General features: G+C 35.2%; 14 protein-coding genes. 3 read left to right on the forward strand and 11 right to left on the reverse strand.

What is annotated here, in order from left to right:
* Positions 1 to 426: 426 nt before the first annotated feature.
* The 8 genes from UB32_RS07915 to UB32_RS07950 form a co-directional block, all read right to left on the reverse strand.
* Positions 427 to 2,118, reverse strand: a complete 1,692-nt coding sequence (locus UB32_RS07915; protein WP_044392672.1) for an RNA-binding domain-containing protein — start codon at positions 2,116 to 2,118, stop codon at positions 427 to 429.
* Positions 2,119 to 2,233: 115 nt separating this feature from the next.
* Positions 2,234 to 3,076, reverse strand: a complete 843-nt coding sequence (locus UB32_RS07920; protein ID WP_044392675.1) for a toll/interleukin-1 receptor domain-containing protein — start codon at positions 3,074 to 3,076, stop codon at positions 2,234 to 2,236.
* Positions 3,077 to 3,356: 280 nt separating this feature from the next.
* Positions 3,357 to 3,767 carry a hypothetical protein gene (locus tag UB32_RS07925; protein ID WP_128721516.1) on the reverse strand — a complete coding sequence of 137 codons (411 nt, stop codon included), beginning with the start codon at positions 3,765 to 3,767 and terminating at the stop codon, positions 3,357 to 3,359.
* A gap of 360 nt (positions 3,768 to 4,127) precedes the next feature.
* Positions 4,128 to 6,713 carry a S8 family peptidase gene (locus UB32_RS07930; RefSeq protein ID WP_044392678.1) on the reverse strand — a complete coding sequence of 862 codons (2,586 nt, stop codon included), beginning with the start codon at positions 6,711 to 6,713 and terminating at the stop codon, positions 4,128 to 4,130.
* On the reverse strand, positions 6,706 to 7,692 hold the full coding sequence (locus UB32_RS07935) for an AAA family ATPase (RefSeq protein ID WP_044392680.1): 987 nt from the start codon (positions 7,690 to 7,692) through the stop codon (positions 6,706 to 6,708). The genes UB32_RS07930 and UB32_RS07935 overlap by 8 nt, the downstream gene beginning before the upstream one ends.
* Before the next feature lie 43 nt (positions 7,693 to 7,735).
* Positions 7,736 to 10,699 carry a type I restriction endonuclease subunit R gene (locus tag UB32_RS07940; RefSeq protein ID WP_241768449.1) on the reverse strand — a complete coding sequence of 988 codons (2,964 nt, stop codon included), beginning with the start codon at positions 10,697 to 10,699 and terminating at the stop codon, positions 7,736 to 7,738.
* Between the two features lie 47 nt (positions 10,700 to 10,746).
* Complete coding sequence (locus UB32_RS07945; protein WP_044392683.1) at positions 10,747 to 12,048, reverse strand: restriction endonuclease subunit S; 1,302 nt, start codon at positions 12,046 to 12,048, stop codon at positions 10,747 to 10,749.
* Entirely contained in the window at positions 12,045 to 14,060 is a 2,016-nt protein-coding gene (locus UB32_RS07950) for a type I restriction-modification system subunit M (RefSeq protein WP_044392684.1), read from the reverse strand. The genes UB32_RS07945 and UB32_RS07950 overlap by 4 nt, the downstream gene beginning before the upstream one ends.
* A 619-nt stretch (positions 14,061 to 14,679) precedes the next feature.
* Between UB32_RS07950 and UB32_RS07960 the strand changes: the two genes are divergently transcribed.
* The 3 genes from UB32_RS07960 to radC all read left to right on the forward strand — a co-directional run bounded on the left by UB32_RS07960 (position 14,680) and on the right by radC (position 16,799).
* Complete coding sequence (locus tag UB32_RS07960; protein ID WP_044392686.1) at positions 14,680 to 15,198, forward strand: hypothetical protein; 519 nt, start codon at positions 14,680 to 14,682, stop codon at positions 15,196 to 15,198.
* Positions 15,199 to 15,226: 28 nt separating this feature from the next.
* Entirely contained in the window at positions 15,227 to 15,997 is a 771-nt protein-coding gene (locus UB32_RS18995) for a hypothetical protein (RefSeq protein WP_052806989.1), read from the forward strand.
* Between the two features lie 193 nt (positions 15,998 to 16,190).
* Positions 16,191 to 16,799, forward strand: a complete 609-nt coding sequence (gene radC / locus UB32_RS07970; RefSeq protein WP_084221764.1) for a RadC family protein — start codon at positions 16,191 to 16,193, stop codon at positions 16,797 to 16,799.
* Between the two features lie 296 nt (positions 16,800 to 17,095).
* Here the strand turns inward: radC and rlmH are convergent, their stop codons facing one another.
* The 3 genes from rlmH to UB32_RS20280 form a co-directional block, all read right to left on the reverse strand.
* Positions 17,096 to 17,575, reverse strand: a complete 480-nt coding sequence (gene rlmH, locus UB32_RS07975; protein ID WP_044392690.1) for a 23S rRNA (pseudouridine(1915)-N(3))-methyltransferase RlmH — start codon at positions 17,573 to 17,575, stop codon at positions 17,096 to 17,098.
* 130 nt (positions 17,576 to 17,705) lie between these two features.
* Positions 17,706 to 18,056, reverse strand: a complete 351-nt coding sequence (locus UB32_RS07980) for a hypothetical protein (RefSeq protein WP_044392691.1) — start codon at positions 18,054 to 18,056, stop codon at positions 17,706 to 17,708.
* Positions 18,057 to 18,442: 386 nt separating this feature from the next.
* The coding region (locus UB32_RS20280; RefSeq protein ID WP_206742572.1) for a hypothetical protein at positions 18,443 to 18,656 on the reverse strand (214 nt) is incomplete at its 5' end.

Below are 18,656 nucleotides of genomic sequence, written 5' to 3' on the forward strand. Positions count from 1 at the left end.
TTTAAGAGTGTCATAAACAATGAATAAATAACTGGCAAGTATTAGAAAGTAAATTCTATTCTTACCAGTTATTTATTTATACATTTTCAAGGTTAAAGGAGGCTAATCTTACTTAGTGTTCAATAGAAGCACCCGAAAGAATGCAAGTTTTTACTCAATAATTGCATATTTTTGGCATTTTATTTTACCAGGAGAAAACCTCATTTACTTATGATACGGTTCACCGTAACGTTGGATAGGGTAAACTAATATTATTTCCTAAATTAAAAAGACGTGGTAAAGCCACTATTGTAAATAAGGCTCTACCTCGTCTGATTATTATTTCTAATTATGTCCCTATTATGTCCCTATTTTTGTCCCCATTTCCCATTAGTATTTAAATACTAATGTATAATGTTCCAATAATTGTCCCATTTGGTCCCTATTTTAGGGTGAATAGATATATTTTGTTCCCGCTCCTCTTCCTATAACCTTCACACCATCAGGTTCTAGTTCCTGTATTAGACGTTGTACTTGTTTACGGTTCATCCCTGTTAACAGCCTAATTTCCTTGTTTGTCAGGCTTCGATCTGTTTTTAAAATAGATAGGATCCGGATTTTAACTGCTTCTTTATCCAAACGTTGTTGCCGTTCATATTTCATTTCACCTTTTAACATTTCATAGGCATTACGTGAAAGAGTGAAGTATCTTCCTTTTCCTCGACCAATAGATTCTAATAAATTAAATTCATTATGCATCCTGCTAAGTAGTTCACGTGCCTGTTCAATACTTCTTTGTGCAACATCCGCAGCTATTGAAGTATCAATTTCTTCATGTCTTATTAAATATTGCAAAATAAGCAAGTGGTCAACATCAATGTGATGGTTTTCTTTCGTCATTAGATCAATTAAGTTTTTAAAGTTTTTATTTAAAGGAGAAGATATAAAGTTAAGCTCAATGTTACTGCCAACTTCCCTATAGATTGGTGGCTCTTTTCCTTCAACTAATAAAGACCGAAAGATTCTTGATACACCCAAGTTTGAACGATTGACTAATTTTAATCTATCTAACAAATCCATTAAATGATTATTCCTAGCTACCGGAGGATGATGGAGAATATTTTGAGGTGTAATACCACCGACAAACTCCCCAGGGTTTGTTAGTATTAGCTTGTCCTTAAATTGCTTCAACATAATAGTACCTATCATTCGATAATCCCGATGACCAAATGCATTGAGTAGTGCTTCCCTTAGTGCAATGGTCGGATATGTACTAAACTCTGGATGTACAAGTCCAGATTCAACAGTTACCATTGGATTATCAACTGCAATATATCTTTCCAGTTCATATAATGCTACTGGAATAGCATGCGTTCCATCGTCTCTAAGTGAATAATCTGTGTCACTAATCATCTTTCTATAAGACCATTTATGTTGTGGAATAAATTTAGAAATAGCCTCCGGTTTCCCGACAAGTAACAAGGAACCTTTTGTAAAGTAATTATCTTTTAGTGCTCCAATTGATCTCAATAAATCTTCATCGGATAATGATAAAAGATGTTCATCTACCCTTTCCCTAGACATAATTTCACGCACACGTTCCATTGCAGAGTGAGAGAATAGACTTTTCCAATCCTCGTGAATAAATTCAGCAGTAAAATCCATTTGTATTGATGTATCCATCATTTTACGCCTTAACGAACCTGTATATGGAATACAATCCTTGCCCTGTCTTATCGTTGCCGAACCATCGGTTGTAGTATAAGGTGGCATGCCTGGGTACACATTCATCAACAGTAACCGTTTTGACCCTTCTGGAACTACTATATCCTCAAATACTGGTGTAAGATGAGGATCTGTCTTCTCATAAATCCTTTTTTGAAGTATTGTGGTATCTAAATCCTGCGGAACACCTAATATTGCATTAGATCTTCCTTTAGCTTTATCCGCAACACCAAACACGACGCTTCCGCCACCACCATTGGCCATACAAACAGCCATTTTCAACATCAATTTAATGTTGTCATCAAAACTTCTTGTAATCCATTGCTTAAAATCTAATTGTTGTGATTCAAGATCATCAGCTATATTTGATTCTAACTTATTTAATATGCGGAAAATTTCATCTTTAGATATCATCTATACCACCTCCCCCGACCCAAATTGAATTTTAAAACCTATTTCCTAAATTTTGAATATGAGGATCAATATAATAACTATGAGCAATCATTACTCAACAAAATTGTTTTAAATCTTATTCCTTTGACATGGAAACCACATCAAAAATATGTTCTACAATATCATCTATCGTAAACTTATTAGTACTTAAAGCAAATTTATCTACTAAATACGGATTGTATTGGCGTACATCTTCAACTGATACATCATGCCATACAGGCAATATTATTATTCTCTTCTCATTTATCTCTCGGTTTAAAAAGCTTTTGAACTCATAATCAGACCAACCACTCTTAATGAAGTTGGGGGATAGGAAAGCAACAACGAATCTTGAGTTTAAAATACCCATGTTCATCATATCTGTTTGACTTTGCCCTATTTTAAAAACTTTGACATCCTCAAAAACATTTAACCCTTTTTCGCTTAGTTTTTCTGACAACTCTGTAACAAATATTTCCTTGTCAAGGCTTGAATGGGATAAAAACACATCAAATTCAATAACCTCTTTTTCTGCAGCAGTATGTTTGACATCAACGGCAAGTTGGTTTATCTTTTCTGATACTTCCGAAACACTATTCATATAATTTTCATTCATGCTTGTCTGCGATTGAATAGATTTCAGCATTTTATCGTATTCCCGCTTTTGCTCTTTATCTACTCTTTCCTTATATCTATTAATATCATCTTTATTTTTACGAACTTGTTCCATTAGCTGAGTCATTTCTTTTTCATACTTTAATAGGCTTTTCTGGAGTCGCTCCAATTTTTGTAAATCTAATCTTGTCAAATTTCTTTTTTTAGATAAAGTTTGGATTTTCTTTGCCTCTTCATCCCTTTTCTTTCTTACAGAAACCAACTTCCCTGAAAGATCACTATCTTTTTTTATAGTTCTTTTTAAACTAGATTCGCTAACTGTCATTATTTCACCTGCTTTATTTGAGTTCCGAAGAGAATGTTACAATAATAGAAAATTATTGATTGCGTGTGTATTATAAATAGGACTGAGCTCTATAACTTATTTTAAAATAATTTCTCTTGCTTTATTATTTAGAAACGTATCAACAGCCTTATGTCCATTGTTTTTTATTTAATCTAACATGCTCAGTAAGTCTGTATCATCTATTGGAATTAATAAACCTCTATTATCATTGTACAGGACTCAGGACAACCTAAAATAATTTTTTATAGTCCCTCTAAGCCTAAGAGGGACTATTTTTAATTTTGAAGTAAATTGTTTTATTGTTACTCTCCATCGTATGTCGGTCGGCATTCAATTCATAAAAAAGGTTTTCTGTTGCCCTGCGATGTGCCGGGATGGGCAAAGCGGTTAGTTCAACTACGATACGGTCACGGTACTCTGTCACAGTTCCATCTTGGGTGGCTATTTCCCGCAGAACTTTCCATATATCACGCGGATCGGAGTAACAGCGTTTGAATACATCAAGTAACATTTCTTCGGCATTATGCAAAACAATGCGCAATACATCTAGAAACAAGTTTGCCGTGCAGTTCCAACTCCAATGAAGCTGTTTCGCTTCTCGACAGGAACCCTTTCCGGCAGTGCCTTTGTTCTTTTTAGGATTTGCTCCATAAGTTATACCTCTTTTCAAATTCTATTTACTATTATTATAACAAATTATTTGGAATATTATAAAAAGGTATATTTCCTTAGTGATCTATAAACTAATATGGTGAATTGGGGTCCAGATAAAGTTTCTATTGGTCAATAGAGGTAGCTGTGATGGTTTCTGTTATATACACTTATCATTTTTTATAAAAGTAACTTTAAGAAACATTTGAAGGTCCATTCTTTATTAAATGGACCTTTTCATTCAGTATTGTAATTAATAAGTTTACCCTCACTTATGATACGGTTCACCGTAACGTTGGATAGGGTAAAATAATAAGGAGGGAAATGACCCTCCTTATTGTTATTTAATTCGAGATTTACTATTCTAATCTTTTAAAATCTATCGAGCTTGAACAGCTACAATTGAACGCAACCTTTCCCTAACCTCATTATAAATAGGTATATCAACATCTTCTGCTACTTCTAATGTCACAGCGATAGTGTAAGGGATTTCTTGACTTCCCAACCCCCCCGCTTCTTCTCTACAACTTATTTTAATTTTTAATGTATCATTTTCCAAAAAAGGAGCAGCCTTATCTCCTTCTAATATTTCATGTTGAACGGTTCCTCTTTGAACTGCTTGCCAATCAGCTTCTAGCCTTTTAATACGAAGCTCATCCACAGGAGGATTAAACCACAAATGTGCCTGTCTATATTTTTGATTATTAGCATTGATTGGGGTAAACCAAGACAATGTAATAGTTAATCTTCTTTTTACTTTTTTACTACTTAGACTAGGTGGTAATGGAAATTGAAAAATCTGACCATCCTCTTGTTTGATTTTACTAAACCCTAATAAAGTAACTCGTTTATCTGTACAACCTAGTACTCTCGATTCATTTACAAAACCATAACCTAAATATCTAGGGACTTGTTTATCTTTAAAATTTCCTTCATTGGGCTTTCTTAATACATCTTCAAATAAGGAATAACTTTCCCCCCAATCAGCTCCATGAACTAGCAATGTCTTAATCATTAGAGTCATATATTCCTCATTCAGATTCTGAGCATTATCGACAGTAGCTTTCATTTCCTCAAGCATGTTGTATATTTTGGCTGAAGCTCTAGTTGCTAAGGCTGTAGCATTACTAGTACCCCTTGTATAAATTATTTCTGTTAATTTACCTTGTTTACCAGGATACGCAACCCTATGACCTGGCGGGATTGGTGAACTAGTAATTTCCAATAAAGCGTTTCCTTCATACCCCAAAACATTTTCCAGATACAATTGTCTTCCCCCAGAAAATAATAAATCTGGTTTAATAGAGTTTCTATATCCTAACCCAACTCTACTTATTGGACTAACTAATAATGAGTGTTTGAATAAATCATATCTTCTCCCTAAATTATCAATTTGGGAATAGTCGGTGTGACTAGCACCTATACATAAAGAATTCATAGATTCAGAAGGTGAAAGTATTCTTCGATCCAAAATATTATTCGAGATATTTTCAATTAATTTCTTTTCGATTATTGGATCATCCTTAAGGTTTTGCAGCTCATCCCTTTTAATATCTAGTAAAATACTACCCATAAAATTACCAGCACTCACCAAAAATAGGACGTTATATTTTTGGGATAAATAATCTAATAATCTAGCCCATGGGCTCATTTGTAAATCAAATGGTCTAGATAGATCACCAATTGATATATTTATAATCTTAATTGTAGGTGCAACTGGTGGTTCAGTACCATCTCCTTCAAACAATCTTTTTACAGACCTATGTATTAAATCAACTAGAAGAACATCTTCGGGTATACACTCTGACTTATTCATCCAATCCCGTGGATTAGGTTTCATTATTGGCCTAACATAAAGTGGGCGGTTTAAAGGTGTCTGTTCATTATCAAGCTCACCGTGAATAATTAAAGACGCCATTGAAGTGCCATGAACCCTTTCATTTGCCTGATAGAAAGATTCATAATTATCAGGGTCATCAATTATCAATCTATTTTGTAATAGATAATGGTTTTGAAGAGGTAAACCATCAAACAACGCAACAACAGGTTCTTTCTCTACATCTACAGACCCTTGTTGCTGTGTATCCTCTATTTCTGAAACGCTTTCAACATCATCTTTAATAATGACTAATGATTGACCTACTGGTCGAAAATACATAATAGAATCAGCTTTAATTAGCTTAACATCAGATTTAGTAAATAAATTGTTAAAAATATCAATAGGTGTCTCAACTAATAATCCATGGTACGCAATTCCTTCTATAACACTTTCATTTAAAACTTTTCCATTTGTTTCTGCCACTAGTTTTTTTATAAAACTAGATGTTTCTTGCCTTTTCTTTAATTCATTTCTATACCATAACTCAATTTCGAATTTTATTACTTCCTGACCATTTTGTATACGTTCTTCCCAATCTTCTAATAAACCTGTATTATAAAAACGATCTTTTACATCCCAAAGCCTTAAATCTTTCAATTGAGAAAATAAATCCCTAAACTTAGTATATCCCCTTTCAAAATCCAATCCATTTTGATATCTATTCCAAAGTGATTTTAATTCATTTAATGCCTGCTGGTCAGACATTATCAGGAACAGTCGCCCATTTAGTTGCTTATCTTCTACTTTCTCTCCTTTTTTCTCTTCATAAAAGTCTTCATCTGGATTTAGTAATTCTTCTAATTCAACTAACCACTCTAGTCCTTCTATCATTCTTACAGCTTTAAAAAAGTCTTCAACTGTTCCTACTGTTTCAAATACAAGGGCATGTTCAGGAGAAATTCCTGTTGTGTTATCTCTAACCATCGCATTTTGTCGATTAATTGCATTCTCAAGACGTTGAAACTTAGGTGCTATTCGATCAATCTGTTGTTTCCTTGGTGGATAATGAATGCTACCCCTACCTCCTGTTCTTCCAGCTCTATCAGCAGTAGTAGGGGTAGGTAACATTAATAACGGTTTATCCATCGATATTTTCACCTCTTTGATCTAAAAGCATATATTGGTTCTTTAATTGGCTAAGTTTATCCTTCACAATCCTTCTCATATCGGCGTCGGGAAGAGATAAAATATATCTTCTTCTTATATCTAAACCAAAGTCATTTAAATTAGAGAAGCTCATTCCTATAAGGTTATCTATAAGTGTCTTCCGTGAATAATCTAAAGATATTTTGAAATCTAATTCATATCTATCGATCCATTCTTCAATCTGTTTTCTTGTTGGATGTGGTAGCTCCATTTTAATTTGAAATCTTCTCCAAACCGCCCTATCTAATAGTTCTGGATGATTGGTTGCAGTTACGACAATTACATGACTTGGAAGCCGATCTATTTGTAATAATAATGAGCTTACTACACGTTTTATTTCACCTGTTTCTTGGGAGTCTCCTCTTTCCTTTCCAATTGTGTCAAATTCATCGAAAAACAGGAGGCATCTTCTAGTTCGAACATATTCAAATAATTCGTTTAACCTATTAGAGGTTTCACCCAAGAAGCTATCAATAACTCCTTCATAACGAACTGATATAAATGGTATCATGAGTTCATTCGCTATCGCTTCAGCTAACGAAGTTTTTCCATTACCAGGAGGGCCAGCCAACAGAATTCTATGTCTTGGCTCTAAGTTAAACGATCTTAACAGATCGCTTCGAAAATGTTCTTCAATAAACTCATTACACACTTCTGAAAGATTGGAAGATAGAATTAAGTCATTTAATTTAACTACAGGGGTTGTTTCATAAAAAAGTTTATTCTGTAGGGTACTTTTTAAATCATTGAGAGAGTTATTTTGTTTATCTCTCATGGCTTCAGCTAATCTGTCTGCTAATACGTTATGATTTTTACTTCTTTCTTCTGCAATAATAGCATCCACAGTTTTATAAAAAAGGTTCATATTTCCTTTAGAGACTGCTTCGACTAGTTTTAATAGTAAATCTGCTCTAGCCATTCAGTTCACCTCCCCTCCTAATTATCGTATTAAAAAAGCAACTTTATTCCCTAATATCTAATTCCTGCGCGGATTCATACACATCATTTAAAAACGCATGCAAAACGGTTTCTTGAAAATCTTTATCTGTAAATAAACGCCTAAATAACTGTTCATTTGAGTTCTTAGTTGCCATAAAACTCTTCAATGCTTGTGATGACTTCGATCGTACAAAGTTCTCACGGGAACTATTTTTTGCCTGATGAATAGTAATTTCATCACCAAGCATTTCTTCTTTGGCTTGCTCAAAGAAAACACGATCAGTGGGCTTAAAATCTGTTCCAAACCGCTCGTTAACTAGATCCAAGATAATACTTAACCGGTCTTTTTCATCATCCGCCATACCCACTGTACCGCTGTCGGTCAAACCTTTGAGATCTTCTGCATGGCCGTCAGATAGATCAATTTCACCTTCAAAAGTCTTCTCTAATCGGTAGTAAGTTAATTGTACTTCATCATCTAACTGCAAACCACCTGTACTTGTATTAGGTAGCTTCTTTACAAGCATTTGAACATAAACAAAGAGCTTATGAAGTCCTGCATCGGTGAAAGGAGCTATTTGACTGATATATGAATACGAACGTACATATTTACTCAATGCACTTTTACATTCTGCTTGTTCTGTCTCAGGCAAACCATTATACCGATCAACTGCACGATCTACGATATGATGTAACTGAGCCAATTCACCTTTTCGCTGACGCTGCTGGGGGCGGAAAAAGACCTCTGCATACTCCTCTACTTCTACTGCTACAAAAATCTGATACCCATAGACACGGTTTTTCAAGTCATAGATCAGGTTTAAGTCTGTGACATCAGACAGTTTGGTTGCTTCATAATATGGCTTAAACGATGCATATATATCATCAGCTTCGTTAACAAAATCAAGTACAAACGTGTCTTGTTTCGCTCGGTGTGTACGGTTTAAACGAGATAATGTCTGAACTGCTTGAATGCCAGACAGCTTTTTATCGACGTACATCGTATGCAACAATGGCTGATCAAACCCTGTTTGGTATTTATCTGCAACAATTAAAAAATGATACTTCGACGATGCAAACTGCTTTGGTAACTCACTTTCAGCAAATCCATTAAGTTGAGCCTCTGTTACATCTCCTCCTAATACATCGTCATATAAAGATCCAGAAAAGGCAACAACTGCGCCAAACGGATATTCTTTCTCCTTAATTGTTCGTTGGATAGCTCTATAAAACAAGAGGGCTTGTTGACGACTTCCGGTAACAATCATCGTCTTTGCTTCTCCACCTATTTTATGACGTACAGAGGTCTTAAAATGCTCTACTATAATTTCTGCCTTTTGTGCAGCATTGTACGGGTGAAGTGCCATGTAGCGTGTAAGTGCTTTTTTAGCTTTCTTTTGATCTACTTCTGGATCATCTTCAATGGCTTTAGATAACTTGTAATACATTTTGTAGGTCATATAGTTTGCTAATACATCCTCAATAAAACCTTCTTCAATGGCTTGACGCATCGTATACAAATGAAATGGTCGTGGTAAATCTCCATCATATGTGCCGAACATTTCGAGTGTTTTTGCTTTCGGTGTCGCAGTAAATGCAAAGAAGCTAATATTCAAAGGCTTGCCTCGCTTCGATACTTCTCTTATCAATTCTGCTTCACTGTCTGTGGAAGCCTCTGTCAGTTCGGATTCAATACTTTCTTTTTCACCCACTGTATAGTCTCGAAGTACTTCTCGAACTTTTTGTGCCGTTTCCCCTGATTGAGAAGAATGAGCCTCATCCATAATGACCGCAAAACGTTTACCCGCCTGTTGCTCAATCTTGTCTAAAATAAATGGGAATTTTTGAAGTGTCGTAATGATAATCTTTTTACCTGACTGAATGGCATCAGCCAGTTGGGATGAACTATCGTCAATCTTCTGCACCACACCTAAAGTTTGTTCAAACTGAGCAATTGTTCCTTGTAACTGACGATCAAGAACTACACGATCAGTGATGACAATCGTTGAGTGGAAAATAGGCTCATCCTCTTTATGAAGCCCACTTAAACGGTGTGATAACCAAGCAATCGTATTCGATTTACCTGAACCAGCGGAATGTTGGATTAAATACGACTCACCTGCCCCCTTTTCCTTGGCATCTGCAATAAGCTGTCTCACCGCAGAAAGCTGATGATATCGGGGAAAGATCATTGTCTCTTTGCGTTTACCATTCTTCTCCTCCACCTGTAAGTGCATAAACCGCTGCAAAATATCGAGCAAAGAGTCTGGTGCTAATACTTCTTGCCATAAATACGAGGTACGGAAGCCGTCAGTAGGAGGGTTACCGGCGCCACCACTATTTCCTCTGTTAAACGGTAAAAAGTACGTTGCATCACCAGCTAGCCGTGTTGTCATATATACCAGGTCTGCATCGACAGCAAAATGAACTAGTGTACGGATTGGATGCTTCATAAACTTAAACATCGTCTCACGTGGATCACGGTCTTTTTTATACTGCTGCTTTGCATGATTAACATTTTGACCCGTTGGCTGATTTTTTAATTCTAATGTCACTACTGGAATACCATTAACACCTAGCACCATATCAAGGGAGTTTTGATGTTGATTGGAGTAGTAAACTTGTCTGGAGACCGTTAAACAATTTGCCTTAAATCTCTCAAGTGCCTGATCAGACAGACCATGTTCTGGTTTAAAATATGCCAGCTTAATCTGATTTCCGAATAAATCAATACCTTTTCGTAACACATCGAGTGTTCCGCGTAGCTCAAGTTCCTTCATTAATCGAGAAATAATTTGACTAGATGTTTCAGACTTAAAGTGTTTCTCGAGTTTTTTCCATGAAAAAGGTTGTGAATCCTGTATAAATTTAATAACCGTCTCCTCATCCAGACACGAGTCCCGATTATACATTCGCCCTTGAACATAACCTAAACCTAGTAAGTCTTCTTCAATCACTGTCTCCAATGCCTTTTCTGAACGATCCACTGACAACAATCTCACCCCTTTATAAAAAAACACAAACCTTTCACCATTTAAATTGACATTTTTAAAACATCAATTTGACCAGTAACAGCCTCTGTAATGAGGGAAGAACGATATTCATCGAGTTTTTGAATTTGTTGATTTATCAATGACATTGCCGTATCAATTTTTTCAATTTTATCATCTATAAAATTACTAATTTCAATTTGTTCATTTATTGGTGGTAACACAATTTTAAATTTCTTTATATCCTTTTGAAATAAATGGGGCACTCCCATACCGTCTTTAAACGCTTGAATAAGATGCTTCATATAATTGCTTTCAAAATAATACCTTAAAAACAATGAGTGGATTTCTTTATGCGGACGAACGATAGCAATTGAACTATTCACAGTTCCTTCTTTAGGAAGTTTCCTAATTATATTTACAGTACCTAACGTACTTCCGTCCTTTGCTAATAAAACATCCCCTTCATTTAACATAATTTCGGGAGACTCTAAATAACGTTCTTTTGTTATGAAATTAACATTTACATAGTCTATTTCTCTATTTTTAATATTTGGTGTAGCCAGAAAGATATAACCATCTTCTACGTATTCATCAGCTTTTAACCCTTTCCACCCAATTCTTGCCTTTACTTCTGCAAAATAACCTAATTGGGAAACTTCCCAATTCTCAGGCACCGTACCCAACCACTCAATTTTTGAATCCTTCATTGATACATTCGGATCATGACCTTTTGTAACTGCAGTAGTGATAATTGCGGATCGATATTGCTTGAGAATTTCAACTTTTTTTCTAAGTTCATCGGACAATGAATGTATTCTACTTACTTTTTCATCTATGAATCTCGCAATTTTTATTTGTAGTTCCCTAGGTGGAAGTGCTACTTCTAATTCTTGAAAGTCTTCAAAATGTAGTTCCCATTGATCGGTTCTAATACCATAAGATAAAGCTTTATAAACATCGATATATTTCCTAGATCTTAAAATATGATGTAAATATTGAGGGATAACCTTTGATTCATCTACGTCACAAACGATATATGCTGGACTCACAATTCCGTTAAATCTAGAGATTGCCAGTGACCCTTGCCATCCTTTCATTTTGTTCATTACCAAATCATTTTTATAAACTACTCTATAGTTACTTAAGTCAAGAGATTCTCTGTTGTGATTATCATCACGAGAAGACTTTGGAATAACCCCATAATCCCTGTAAACAGAAAGAAGCTCTAATTCCGGTTTATCTTTTTCATTTCTTTTTCTTAATAAATGTTTTAATTTTATAATTGACCAATTATTATGCTTGCCATCTAATAAAAAGGAGTTCATCTCTTTAAAAATGCTCATATAAATACTCCTTCCATTAGGTTTCTTATATCTTTTTCAACCTCTACAATTTCATTTTGAATTTCTTCAACACTTCTAATTTGAGTAAATTCATAAAAATGTCTTGTAAATGGTACTTCGTATCCGACAACAGTTTTAGCAAGGTCGATCCACGCATCAGGTATGAAGGGTTTTACTTCTCTTTCGAAATAACCTTCAATATCTTCTTTTAAAGGGACATTCTCGTAATCTCGCAGGTCACTATCTGACTCAATATTTCCCTTTGAATCCTTACAAGTTTCTGCTTCATTATCTGTTTCACCAAACGTTGCAATAATTGCTTTTAATATAGGAGCACTTAACTTCATATCATAATCTTTTTCCATTTTTTTTAGCTGATTTATGAAAGCGTCTCGATCCATAAACACTTCCCCTTCAAAAGCTAAAAATATTGCATTTATTTTCTCTTGTAGCTTAATTCCTTGTTCCACTTCCTTAACTCCCGCATCACCTTTTTTCTTCGATGTTGCTAAGTTAACAAAAGCAGTTTGCTCATGAAGAGCTTGAAGCTTTTCGCGTGTGATTGTAATTTTAATTTTTAAGGGTCGTTCAACTGTAATTCGCTTGAATCCAAAATCTTCATTATGGAATATCTTAACGTGCTTTCCAATATCAAAGTCGCCGTAAAGTTTTGTAATCTCATTGATATGGATATCAAGAAGCTCATTCCTTTTTTGCCCGAGTGGTTTTCTCATTTTTTGAAATAAATGAGTAGCATTAATAAGTTGTACCTTTCCTTTGCGCTTATCTTCTTTTTTATTAGTTACAACCCAAATGTACGTTGAAATACCAGTGTTATAAAAGAGATTATCTGGGAGAGCAACAATTGCTTCTAATCTATCATTTTCAATAATCCACTTACGGATTTCCGATTCTCCGCTTCCTGCACCACCTGTAAACAAAGGAGAACCATTGAATACAATCGCAATGCGAGATCCACCCTCTTCTTCACGTTTCATCTTTGACATCATGTGTTGTAAAAATAACAATGAGCCATCCGATACACGTGGAAGGCCTGCTCCAAACCGCCCTTCAAATCCAAGTGTTTCATGCTCAGACTTAATTGTTTCCTGAACTTTTTTCCATTCAACGCCGAACGGTGGATTCGAAAGCATATAATCAAATTTTTCATTAGCTAATTGATCTTCTGAAAAAGAGTTACCTAGCTTAATTTGCTCAGGATTATCATTTTTAAGAAGCATGTCCGACTTACAAATTGCATATGATTCTGGGTTCAATTCTTGACCAAATGTTAATAATTGTGCCTTATCATTCAATTGCTGAATGTACTCTGACGCAACGGACAACATCCCCCCTGTTCCACATGCAGGGTCATAAATCGATCGAATCACTCCTGGCTTCGTTAATTCATCTGTACCATTAATAAATAACAAATTAACCATTAACTTAATGACTTCACGTGGGGTAAAATGCTCCCCAGCAGTTTCATTTGATTGTTCCGAAAAACGGCGTATCAGTTCCTCAAATATATATCCCATTTCTACATTCGTAACTTCATTAGGATGGAGATTGGCAGTTGCAAAGTTTTGTATAAGCAGATACAGCAAATTTGCTTTCGCCAGACGGCTAATCTGCTTATCAAACTCAAAATGCTCAATAATATCACGTACACTTTTAGAAAAACCATATAAGTAATCACGGAAGTTATCTTCAATACTAGCTGGATCACCTAATAATGTTTTTAATGTAAACTTTGATGTATTATAAAACGATTGTTCTGCTGCTTGTTGAAGAAGGAACTCTCCATCTTCAATCGCTATACCCATTTCTTTTAATTCTTCGATTTGCTTTAAAACCGCTTCCTTTGTAGGCTCTAATACCGCATCTATACGACGAATCACTGTCAAAGGTAGAATTACCTTTCCATACTCTGATTGTTTATAATCACCGCGTAATAAATCAGCATTAGCCCAAATAAACGCGACTTTATCTTGAAATTGAATTGTACCCATGATGATAATTCCTCCAAATTCTTCACTACATATATGAATCTATTGTACTCTTATTCTCTTAACCTGAAAATGAATTCCAGAAATTTAACAATATGAATTTACTATGAATCCCGTGATTGCAGACATTAATTGCATGTTATTTTCTTCCGTTGTCTTATAGTTCCGTATATTTTTTTAAAATCTCTATATAGCAAAAAAACAAGCAAACTTTCTATCACTACCACCATTACTTATAAAGAAGGGGTACCCTCCCGTTTCATGCCCCACCCCTTTTTATATAAACCGTTGTTTATCCATTTGGATAGATAGCGGTTTTTTTATTTTACAGAGACGACTTGCGTGGTGAGAGGAGCGCATAAGGAAAGGATAAGAAAGATGAATCCATCATTAGCAACAATTTTAGTGAATGCAAAGGAGCTAAACAAGTGGGTTCCAGCAAGGTTACTAGTAAAGTATGACATCCAGAATGTAAATCTATTAGAACTTGAGGAATCTTACCTCATTCTTACCAAGAGAAGTAAATCGGATGGCTTACTACTAAAGTTAACTTTAAAAGGCTATCACTACTTTAATCAAAAGTAATTGGAAACCATCAAAACTTTATTAGGAGGAAATCATTATGGAGAAAAATATGACACGTGAAAAGCAGTACCATTGTGGATCATCTAATGAGCGAAGTATATCACTTATTGAGGTAAAGGAAATACACCAGCATCTATTAAACCAACATGCAGACATTTCGGATGAAATAGCAAATGTAGTGGAACAAAACGATTATGTAAAACTTGCTCATTTACTTGTTACTAGATCCAAAATTGAAACAGCAATAAATGAGATTGAGTCAGCTTACCAGTCAGAGTTTTATAATCAAATTGAAAGAAATTATCGTATTAGTAATACACTGAAGAATGCTGCTGAGAAGATGGAATCTAAAGGCGAAGATATGTTGTTAAAGGTAACCAGCAATCTGGAAAAATTAAATGACTCAACACACACTATGATAACAATTGCAACCGGGCTTTCTAAAAGAACTATTAGCAAAGGAAACCAACTCGGTCATGAGGCCGGCAGGTTACTTATTAATAAAACATCTGAGGGCTTATCAAGATTGGCTACTATCATTCAAAAAAGATCTTAATCAATTGAAAGGAGGTGAAAACATTCATATGAAGCCAAAGAGTCATTCATTCGTTAATAATGTTGTTTCATTTGCTAGTATTGAATACTCTAGCATATCTTCGTTACCAAACGTGGTTGTACCAACATCAGAGTCCAAACGTCGAATTGAGGAGCTAGAAAAATTTGTTGAAGAGGTAATGGTTAAAGGCATCGACTATGGTTTAATAGATGGCTTCTCAAAGCCAACATTGTTAAAGCCTGGTGCTGAAAAGCTTTGTGATGTTTTTGGATTTTCAAAGTCCGTTGACGTGGTCAACCGCATCGAACAATGGGATACTGGTATATTTGCTTATGAAGTGAAGATGACACTTACAAGAAAGGATAATGGCGTTATTGAGGCTGAAGGAATTGGAGCATGCAATAGTAAAGAAGCTGCCTTTAATCATCAGAATCCATTTACCCTCGTCAACACAGTTTTGAAGATGGCAAAGAAACGAGCATTGATTGATGCTGTTTTATCAGCAACACGTGCAAGTGGACTATTTACACAAGACATTGAGGATTTTCCAAAACAACTACCGATTAAAGGAGGTGATGCAGTAGCAACCAAGCACCAGCTACAGACCATTTTCCGCATCGTTGCTGAACTCAATATGCGTCCCGAAGTTGCAAAAGAGATGATGCAGATGATGTACCAAGTCGATCACAGCACAAAGCTAACGAAAAAGCAGGCATCTAATTTCATTCAAGACTTACTTCAGTTAAAGGATGTCTCTAAGGAGATGAAAGAATTGGAGAAACAACAATATAATCAATGAAGCTCATGGGTTGCATCTGCAGTCGGTGGGCTTTTTTTGCACACAAAAATAGATGAGATCATCTGCCAATGAACTCATCTACAACTGAAATTCTTAACAACAGTATATCGCATCAGAAGCATTCACTCAATGGGAGGGACGATTACCGTCTCTCCTTTTTTATTTCTATCAAAAAATATTGGAGGAATATATAATGAACAACACATTCGATAAAATGACTTTTAAGGTATTATTAGCAACAACAATGCGTGAAAAGGAAGATGGCTATGTCGTCAGCGAAATCTTCAACCGCTACCCATCCATACAAGAGCTGTTGGAAGTAACTGAAGAGGAATTGTTGACGATTAAAGGCATTGGTAAAGTTAAGGCTAAACAAATCGTAGCTGCTCTGAAACTAGCAAGAATGCAACCGACTCCTGTAGAAGAACGTTTTACTATTCGCTCTCCTGAAGATGCATATACATTCTTAAAGGATATGCAGTACCTAACGCAAGAACATTTTGTCGTACTAGGACTAAACACTAAAAATGAGGTTTTATTTCGAGAAACCGTCTTTATAGGATCATTGAATGCATCTATTGTGCATCCACGCGAAACGTTTAAGCATTTAATCCGTCGTAGTTGTGCAAGTGCTATTGTTGCACATAATCATCCATCGGGGAATCCACAACCAAGTAGAGAAGATATTGAGGTGACAAAACGACTTAACGAAGTTGGGAAAGTTGTAGGCATTGAAATCCTTGATCATGTCATTGTTGGACAAGAACAATATATTAGCTTAAAAGAAAAAGGATATCTATAAAATTTTTTACCAGAGAGCCAGTGAAAGTGCAGAAAGCAGCATCATCACTGGCTTTCTTCCTTTTATAGCAGGAAATGGGCTTAAGTTCGCTATAATCGTTACATTTTGCTTCAGTTCCATCGTAACATTATAAACAAACGTTGATATAAAGGGATTTTATCAATTTATCTTATTTTATGTAACATCAACAATAACACTCAAAATTCTAACTACTATGTATTAATCCTTTAAACATCAAAATTGTAACATTGGAATTTAAAAAATTTTAGCCTTCCTGCGATAGATATCAACCAGACTCACTTATGATATGGCTCATTTTTTTGTATTTTGAATGCTCGATATATTTGTTCTAACAATATCAGCTTCATCAATTGATGGGGAAAAGTCATTTTAGAGAAAGATAGCTTCTGATCGGCACGCTTTAAAACATCATCACTTAAACCATTTGAACCACCTATTACAAAAGACATTTGACTTTTTCCATGTATACTAAGCTGCTCCATCTCTTTTGATAACTTCTCGGATGACCACTGATCTCCCTGTAAATCTAAAGCTATTACATATTGAGTTGGTTTGATTTTACTTAAGATTCTTTCTCCTTCTTTTAGCTTCACCTGATATAATTCTTTTTCACTCATTTGCTCTGGAGCTTGTTCATCATTCACTTCGTCCATTGTTAATTTACAATATGGGCGTAATCTCTTTTCGAATTCCGCGATACCTAGCTTGATGTATTTTTCCTTTACTTTACCGACACTTACAATTTGTATTTGCAAAATGAGCACCTCTTACTTTCTGTACTTTCTGATTAGTAACATGAGTATTAAAACAAACCTGATTATGTGTATACGATATAAAAATAGTACATCACACCATGATTGAGTGCAATGTACTTAACAAGACATATTATATTCCTAAAAAAGTATATCTCCTTTTGTTTCGTTCAATTCGCTCTCTTTCTAGTTCATAGATATATGGCAAAGGATTTGAGATACTACTTGAATTCAACGACAAAATGTATTGTTCGTATTTATAAACCATTGCATCATGTACCTTTTCTTTCAATGTTTTATCGCTTAACACTATCAGTGCTTGTCCCTCTTCATTTGTTGGAAATTCAACATAGTACCTTCCTGTTGTGTCTTCTATTTTTAGCAATATACTAGAGACAATTAAAAGAGCATGTAATTTCACCCGTCCTACTGCCAAAGTATCATGTGTCGGAAATGTATCTACTATATCTACAACAATACTCATTGGACACTCCTCTCTTCTTATAGCTTTCAACAGCGCTTTGAAATCTACCATTGAAACTGTTATAATCATTTCAACTTATAATATTTTGGCTGCCTTCTGTATCCTTTTACAGTGGCAGTCTTTTTTGTATTGATATCACATTCAATGGTGGCAACACTTTATCGCCAAGTAACAACTCATTTACCCCTAATATCTTTTTCATCTCACTTTTCAGTTTCCAGTAATTAGATGGTGTGTAACTTTCCCTACAATCCTCTTCTCCGTTAATAATCCATCTTGTAACAAATGCAATTAACGCATTCTTCGTTCTAGATGAGACGCTCTCAACTTTGATGGTATTAATAACCTGCTGAAGAGATGTGTATTTCACCCCTTTACTAAGTCCATTACGATCCAAACCATCCTGAAGGGACGCGGGGACAGGAACCGTGTCCCACCATATTCCCTGCAGCTATCCCAAATATTTTTTTGTTAGAGCCAACGGACAAAAATCCAAGACCCTTGATCATACTGGTTTCATTCAAACCCAACTTGTGAAGTTGGTACCGTAACCTCTTGGTGGAACGAATCTTTTGTAATTTGTCAAACCCCATTTCGGAT

The sequence above is a fragment of the Mesobacillus subterraneus genome, assembly GCF_000934845.1.
Lineage (GTDB): Bacteria > Bacillota > Bacilli > Bacillales > Cytobacillaceae > Mesobacillus > Mesobacillus stamsii.